The 6,867-nt window shown below is 44.4% G+C and carries 9 protein-coding genes; all 9 read left to right on the forward strand.

Translation table 11 applies throughout. The features are described 5' to 3' along the window. Positions 1–232: 232 nt before the first annotated feature. Positions 233–997 carry an FKBP-type peptidyl-prolyl cis-trans isomerase gene (gene fkpA, locus ABLA76_RS09550; RefSeq protein WP_285809172.1) on the forward strand — a complete coding sequence of 255 codons (765 nt, stop codon included), beginning with the start codon at positions 233–235 and terminating at the stop codon, positions 995–997. Positions 998–1,463: 466 nt separating this feature from the next. Beyond that, on the forward strand, positions 1,464–2,201 hold the full coding sequence (locus ABLA76_RS09555) for a transcriptional regulator (RefSeq protein WP_047770762.1): 738 nt from the start codon (positions 1,464–1,466) through the stop codon (positions 2,199–2,201). Then, complete coding sequence (tusD, locus tag ABLA76_RS09560) at positions 2,201–2,596, forward strand: sulfurtransferase complex subunit TusD (RefSeq protein ID WP_348987748.1); 396 nt, start codon at positions 2,201–2,203, stop codon at positions 2,594–2,596. Before ABLA76_RS09555 ends, tusD begins: the two co-directional genes overlap by 1 nt. A 34-nt stretch (positions 2,597–2,630) precedes the next feature. Beyond that, positions 2,631–2,990: a sulfurtransferase complex subunit TusC gene (gene tusC, locus ABLA76_RS09565; protein WP_348987749.1), complete on the forward strand. Its 360-nt coding sequence runs from the start codon at positions 2,631–2,633 to the stop codon at positions 2,988–2,990. A gap of 19 nt (positions 2,991–3,009) precedes the next feature. Next, positions 3,010–3,297, forward strand: coding sequence for a sulfurtransferase complex subunit TusB (tusB, locus tag ABLA76_RS09570; RefSeq protein ID WP_285809178.1), 288 nt, complete (start codon positions 3,010–3,012; stop codon positions 3,295–3,297). Between the two features lie 223 nt (positions 3,298–3,520). Next, on the forward strand, positions 3,521–3,895 hold the full coding sequence (gene rpsL, locus ABLA76_RS09575; protein ID WP_010848548.1) for a 30S ribosomal protein S12: 375 nt from the start codon (positions 3,521–3,523) through the stop codon (positions 3,893–3,895). 98 nt (positions 3,896–3,993) lie between these two features. Then, entirely contained in the window at positions 3,994–4,464 is a 471-nt protein-coding gene (gene rpsG / locus ABLA76_RS09580) for a 30S ribosomal protein S7 (RefSeq protein ID WP_285809182.1), read from the forward strand. 95 nt (positions 4,465–4,559) lie between these two features. Further along, positions 4,560–6,668 (forward strand): elongation factor G, encoded by a 2,109-nt coding sequence (fusA, locus tag ABLA76_RS09585; RefSeq protein ID WP_285809183.1) that lies wholly within the window; start codon positions 4,560–4,562, stop codon positions 6,666–6,668. 70 nt (positions 6,669–6,738) lie between these two features. Beyond that, on the forward strand, positions 6,739–6,867 hold a 129-nt coding region (locus ABLA76_RS09590; RefSeq protein ID WP_348987752.1), incomplete at its 3' end, for a GTP-binding protein.

Here is a 6,867-nt window from a genome sequence, read left to right on the forward strand (position 1 = left end):
TGCCTCTGAATCAATTAATTTAAATGACGGACCGATGATTCGGTCAAGATGCCACTATAATGCTCATATATCCAGTGAAATAGAATTTCACGAAACCTCTTTGCTTTAATGTTGTCTCAACGATTTTTATGGCAAGGTATAGCAAATATTGTCATTGGTTTTCTTAGGCGGTTATAGTAAATGTTATGCCCTATGCTGATGGCAACCCCACCCAAACTTATTGGAGAATAGGATGAAATCACTGTTTAAAACAACTCTGCTGGCAACAACGCTAGCGGTGGCATTTAGCGTACCCCAGGTTTTGGCTGCTAACACCGAAACCAAAGACGAAGTCAAACTAAATAGTGCTTTTAAAACAGCAGAACAGCAAAATTCTTATGCTCTGGGTGCTTCTCTGGGAGGCTATATGGCCAACTCATTGCAAGAACAGAAAGCGCTCGGTATCAATATAGAAAAAGAAAAGTTGCTGGCTGGTGTTGAAGATGCATTAAATAATAAAGCCAAACTGACGGATAAAGAAATACAGGAAACCCTGATAGCCTTTGAATCTAAAGTGAAAAGTGCAGCACTGGCTAAGGCAGAAAAAGAAGCCAGTGAAAATGGTGAAAAAGGTGCCCAATATCGCAAAGAGTTTGCTAAACAAGCGGGCGTAGTGGAAACCAAAACCGGGCTTCTTTACAAAATTGAAAAAGCAGGTACGGGTAACGCACCTAAAGAGACTGATACTGTCGTTGTTAACTACAATGGTTCTTTGATTGATGGTCAGGGTTTTGACAGCTCTTATGACCGTAAAGAGCCGCTGACAATCCGTTTGGATAGCGTTATTCCAGGTTGGAGTGAAGGTATACAGCATGTGAAGAAAGGTGGAAAAATCACATTAGTTATTCCACCTAAGCTGGCTTATGATCAGGTTAATTTACCTAAAATTCCAGCTAACTCCACTTTAGTTTTCAATGTTGAATTACTGGATATTAAGCCTGCGGCCAAGGCAAAATAAAAAGATATTAGCAGGGGCTTAAGGCTCCTGCTTTATCACACATTTTTTCTACCTTTCGATTTGCTGCTGATATTTACCTCTATTTGATGAGTAATAAGCATGGATAAAAAATAATAAATTTATTTGCTTATTATTTCCCACGGTATTAAATGGGATATTGCTTTTCGTATTTCAGATGGATTCGGCATAAAGCTGTGATTGAACCCCGCGCTATACTCAGCAAGAGCTTGACGGCAGTTCGATGTGGTTTTAACGTCACTATTCTGAATAGTCCGAATAGAATAATATAGAGCAAACATTTTTAACTGTTTGTTTTTAGCGCTTATCTCATAAGGCTATTTAACTTTCTTGTAACAATAGGCGTTTACCGAAGTAGATGCTGAGTTGCAGTAATGTGATTTTATAATAAATCTTGCCCCGATGTTTTTGGTGAGGCAAAGTCAGAATTTGAAGGATGGTGTATTACATGTCTACCCCGCTATTAACTGGTGATAATATCTCTGGTGAAAACAGTGATATTGATTTACTGGAAAACCAACCATTTAGTGAAACTGATCACGAAATTTTAAAATCTTACGAAGCTGCTGTGGATGGCCTGGCTATGTTGATTGGTGGGCATTGTGAAATAGTTCTTCATTCACTGGAAGATCTTAAATGTTCAGCCGTCAGAATAGCTAATGGCGAGCATACAGGGCGTAAAATTGGTTCTCCGATTACCGATCTGGCGTTGCGAATGCTGCATGATATTACGGATGAAGACAGTAGCGTTTCCAGGGCGTATTTCACACGGGCTAAAAGTGGCTCGTTGATGAAATCTGTCACGATTGCTATCCGCAATCGCCAGCGTCGAGTCATTGGGCTTTTGTGCATCAATATGAATCTTGATGTGCCTTTCTCTGAAATTATTCAGACCTTTATCCCGGAAAAAACCCATGAAGTTGCTTCAAACGTCAATTTTGCTTCTTCCGTGGATGATCTGGTAGCACAAACTCTGGAATTCACAATTGAAGAAGTGAATGCTGATCGCAATGTTTCCAATAATGCGAAAAACAGACAGGTTGTGCTGAACCTTTATGAGAAAGGTATTTTTGATATTAAAGATGCGATTAATCAGGTGGCTGATCGTTTGAATATCTCCAAACATACGGTATATCTCTATATTCGCCAGTTCAAAAATGGTGAATATGCGGGTTCGGAGAAGTAATGTCGTCACTGTCTTATTGTTTGCTGGTCACTGGGCCAGCTTACGGTACTCAACAAGCCAGCAGCGCTTACCAATTTGCTCAGGCATTGATCACCTCTGGCCATAAACTGCATAGCGTGTTTTTTTATCGCGAAGGTGTCCAAAACGGCAATCAATGGGTTGCCCCTGCCAATGATGAGTTTGATTTGGTCAGGGCCTGGCAGGCATTGGCAATCCAGCATCAATTCGATCTGTTTATCTGTGTTGCTGCGGCATTGCGCCGTGGTGTCGTGGATGAACAGCAAGCCCGTGAATTGAATCTGCCCGCCGCTAATTTAGCTGAAGGATTTGAGTTCAGTGGATTGGGATCGTTGGCAGAAGCCATGATGTTATGTGATCGTGTCATACAATTTTAGCGCTGGTTAGGTTTGGGAATCTTCGTGGGTATCGATGAAAAAAATTGCCTTTATTTTTACTGAAGCTCCTCACGGCTCTTCTGCCGGCCGGGAAGGGCTGGATGCACTGCTTGCGACGTCGGCATTGACTGAGCAGATCGGTGTATTTTTTATTTCTGATGGTGTATTTCAATTATTGGCCAATCAGCAGCCGGATAAAATCCTGGCCCGTGACTATATCTCAACCTTTAAGGTCTTGCCGCTCTATGACATTGATAAATGTTACGTCTGTCTGGATGATTTAGTGATTCGGGGAGGCAGCCCAGCAAACAATTTTGTGCTGGAAGCTGAATTTCTTTCTGCCGCCGCAATCCGAGAATTGTTGGCGGGTTATGATTTTGTGTTGAAATTTTAATCTATTTCAGGCGGGTAACATGTTATATACTGTCAGTCGCTCACCTTACCATAGTGACTTCAATGCAATGCTTGGCCTTGTATCTGATACCGATGATGTTTTATTGATGCACAATGGTGTGTTATTGGGCATTAATGATAACCGTTATTTGGCGGAGTTGCTCCGTACGAGGGCAGGCATTTATGTTTTAAAAGAAGATCTTGATGCACGGGGGCTGATTGAACAGATTTCAGACCGTGTAATGGTAATTGATTACAATGGCTTTGTTAGCTTAACAGTAAAACATCAGCAAAATTTTGCATGGTAGAGGTGATGGGTAGATCTGAATGGCACTTTTCAGCAACTTTACCAGCCCAACGCTTTACTGGCAGTACTTTACCGATAATATTTTGCCGATATAGAAAAACTGTATATTTCTTGACACCTCGTCAAGTCAGCAATAAAATTCCGCGTCCTCTTGTTTTGTCATAATGGCAGAGAGAGGGTAAAATCCGTGTTTACGAAGCAAAAAACCAGGAGCTTTTTTAATAATGGCAACTATTAATCAGCTGGTTCGCAAATCTCGTAGCTCGAAAGTTGTGAAAAGCAACGTTCCTGCTCTGGAAGCTTGCCCGCAAAAACGTGGCGTATGTACTCGTGTATATACTACCACCCCTAAAAAACCAAACTCCGCACTGCGTAAAGTATGTCGTGTGCGTTTGACTAACGGTTACGAAGTTTCTTCCTACATCGGTGGTGAAGGCCACAACCTGCAGGAACACTCCGTTATCCTGATCCGTGGCGGTCGTGTTAAAGACTTGCCAGGTGTACGTTACCACACCGTTCGCGGCGCTCTGGACTGTGCCGGTGTTAAAGACCGTAAACAAGGTCGTTCTAAGTACGGTGTGAAGAAGCCAAAGGCTTAATGGTTCTCCGTTAAGTAAGGCCAAACATTTTTCACATTAATGTCAAAATAAACTCGTAGAGTTTTGGACAACCCTGAAATTCGAAACGGAGTATTTCCATGCCACGTCGTCGTGTAATTGGTCAACGTAAAATTCTGCCAGATCCAAAGTTCGGATCTGAACTGCTGGCCAAATTTGTAAATATCCTGATGATAGACGGTAAGAAGTCTGTCGCAGAAGCTATTGTATATGGTGCGCTTGAGACCCTGGCTCAGCGTTCCGGTAAAGATCATCTGGAAGCATTCGAGCTGGCACTGGATAACGTGCGCCCGACTGTAGAAGTTAAGTCCCGCCGTGTTGGTGGTTCTACTTATCAGGTTCCAGTTGAAGTTCGTCCGGTTCGTCGTAATGCTCTGGCAATGCGTTGGATCGTTGAAGCTGCTCGTAAACGCGGTGATAAGTCCATGGCTCTGCGCCTGGCAAATGAATTATCTGATGCGGCTGAAAATAAAGGCGCTGCTGTGAAGAAACGTGAAGACGTTCACCGTATGGCAGAAGCTAACAAGGCGTTCGCACACTACCGTTGGTAAAATCCTTTATTGGGTATTCCATCGGCAGTGAATATGTTCCGGGTGGCTGTCCAGCTACCCGTTCTCTAAATTGAACGCCCACGAGAGAGGAAAAAATGGCTCGTAAAACCCCTATAACTCGTTACCGTAATATCGGTATCAGTGCGCACATTGACGCGGGTAAAACCACTACCACCGAACGTATTCTGTTCTACACTGGTGTAAGCCATAAGATCGGTGAAGTTCATGATGGCGCTGCTACTATGGACTGGATGGAACAGGAGCAAGAACGTGGTATTACCATCACGTCTGCTGCGACTACCGCATTCTGGTCTGGTATGGCTAAACAGTTTGAGCCACACCGTATCAACATCATCGACACCCCAGGCCACGTTGACTTCACTATCGAAGTAGAACGTTCCATGCGTGTTCTTGACGGTGCAGTAATGGTTTACTGTGCAGTTGGTGGTGTTCAGCCACAGTCTGAAACTGTATGGCGTCAGGCGAACAAATATAACGTTCCACGTATCGCGTTCGTTAACAAAATGGACCGTATGGGAGCGAACTTCCTGCGCGTTGTTGAGCAGATCAAAACTCGTCTGGCTGCTAACCCTGTTCCTCTGCAATTGGCAATTGGTGCAGAAGATACTTTCACCGGCATTGTTGATTTGCTGAAAATGAAAGCAATCAACTGGAGCGACGAAGATCAGGGTATTACCTTCGAATATGAAGATATCCCAGCTGACATGCTTGAGCAGGCTCAGGAATGGCATCAGAACCTGATTGAATCCGCAGCAGAAGCATCAGATGAACTGATGGATAAATATCTGGGCGGTGAAGAGCTGACTGAAGAAGAAATCAAGGCAGCTCTGCGTAAGCGTGTTCTGGCTAACGAAATTATCCTGGTTACCTGTGGTTCTGCATTTAAGAACAAAGGTGTTCAGGCAATGCTGGATGCAGTGGTCGAATATCTGCCAGCTCCAACGGATGTTGAATCCATCAAAGGTATGCTGCCAGACGGTAAAGATACTCCGGCGGAACGTCACTCCCGCGATGACGAACCATTTTCAGCACTGGCGTTCAAAATCGCGACTGACCCATTCGTGGGTAACCTGACGTTCTTCCGCGTTTACTCCGGTGTGGTTAACTCTGGTGATACCGTACTGAACCCAGTGAAAGACAAAAAAGAACGTTTTGGCCGTATCGTTCAGATGCACGCCAACAAACGTGAAGAAATTAAAGAAGTCCGTGCAGGCGACATCGCTGCTGCTATCGGTCTGAAAGATGTCACTACAGGTGATACTCTTTGTGACCTGAGCAAGCCAATCATTCTGGAGCGCATGGAATTCCCAGAGCCAGTTATCTCTGTTGCTATTGAGCCAAAAACTAAAGCTGACCAGGAAAAAATGGGTATCGCTTTAGGCCGTCTGGCTCAGGAAGACCCATCTTTCCGCGTGAGCAGTGATGAAGAGACTGGTCAGACTATCATCGCAGGCATGGGTGAACTTCACCTCGACGTACTGGTTGACCGTATGCGTCGTGAATTCAACGTTGAAGCGAACGTAGGTAAACCTCAGGTTGCTTACCGTGAAACCATCCGTGCTTCTGTTGAGCAGGAAGGTAAACACGCTAAACAGTCCGGTGGTCGTGGTCAGTACGGTCACGTTTGGCTACGTATCGAGCCTCTGGAAGCAGGTGGTGTTGGTTACGAGTTCGCGAACGAAATCGTTGGTGGTGTTGTTCCTAAAGAATACATCCCAGGCGTCGATAAAGGCGTTCAGGAACAGCTGAAGAGCGGTGTTCTGGCTGGTTATCCAATCGTTGACGTTAAAGTTGCTCTGTTCGATGGTTCTTACCACGACGTTGACTCCTCAGAAATCGCCTTTAAAATTGCTGCATCCATGGCATTTAAAGAAGGCTTCATGAAAGCGAAACCAGTTCTGCTGGAACCAATCATGAAAGTCGAAGTGGAAACACCAGAAGACTACATGGGTGACGTCATCGGTGACCTGAACCGTCGCCGTGGTATGATCGATGGTATGGATGATATAGCTACGGGCAAAATTGTTCGTGCTCAAGTACCATTGTCTGAAATGTTTGGTTATGCTACTGACCTGCGTTCTCAGACCCAAGGTCGTGCTTCTTACTCCATGGAGTTCTTGAAGTACAACGAAGCGCCTAGCAACGTCGCTCAGGCTATTATTGAAGCTCGTAAATCTAGATAAGTTTTCGAGTTTACTATCTTTTTAGCTCCCTCCTCTTTGTGACGGGGGAGCGGTATTAAGGAATAGAGTCGTGTCTAAAGAAAAGTTTGAACGTTCAAAACCGCACGTTAACGTTGGTACTATCGGCCACGTTGACCACGGTAAAACTACCCTGACTGCTGCAATTAATACTGTTCTGGCAAAAACTTACGGTGGTAGC

This window comes from Xenorhabdus sp. SGI240 (genome assembly GCF_040081915.1).
Taxonomy (GTDB): Bacteria; Pseudomonadota; Gammaproteobacteria; order Enterobacterales; family Enterobacteriaceae; genus Xenorhabdus; species Xenorhabdus bakwenae.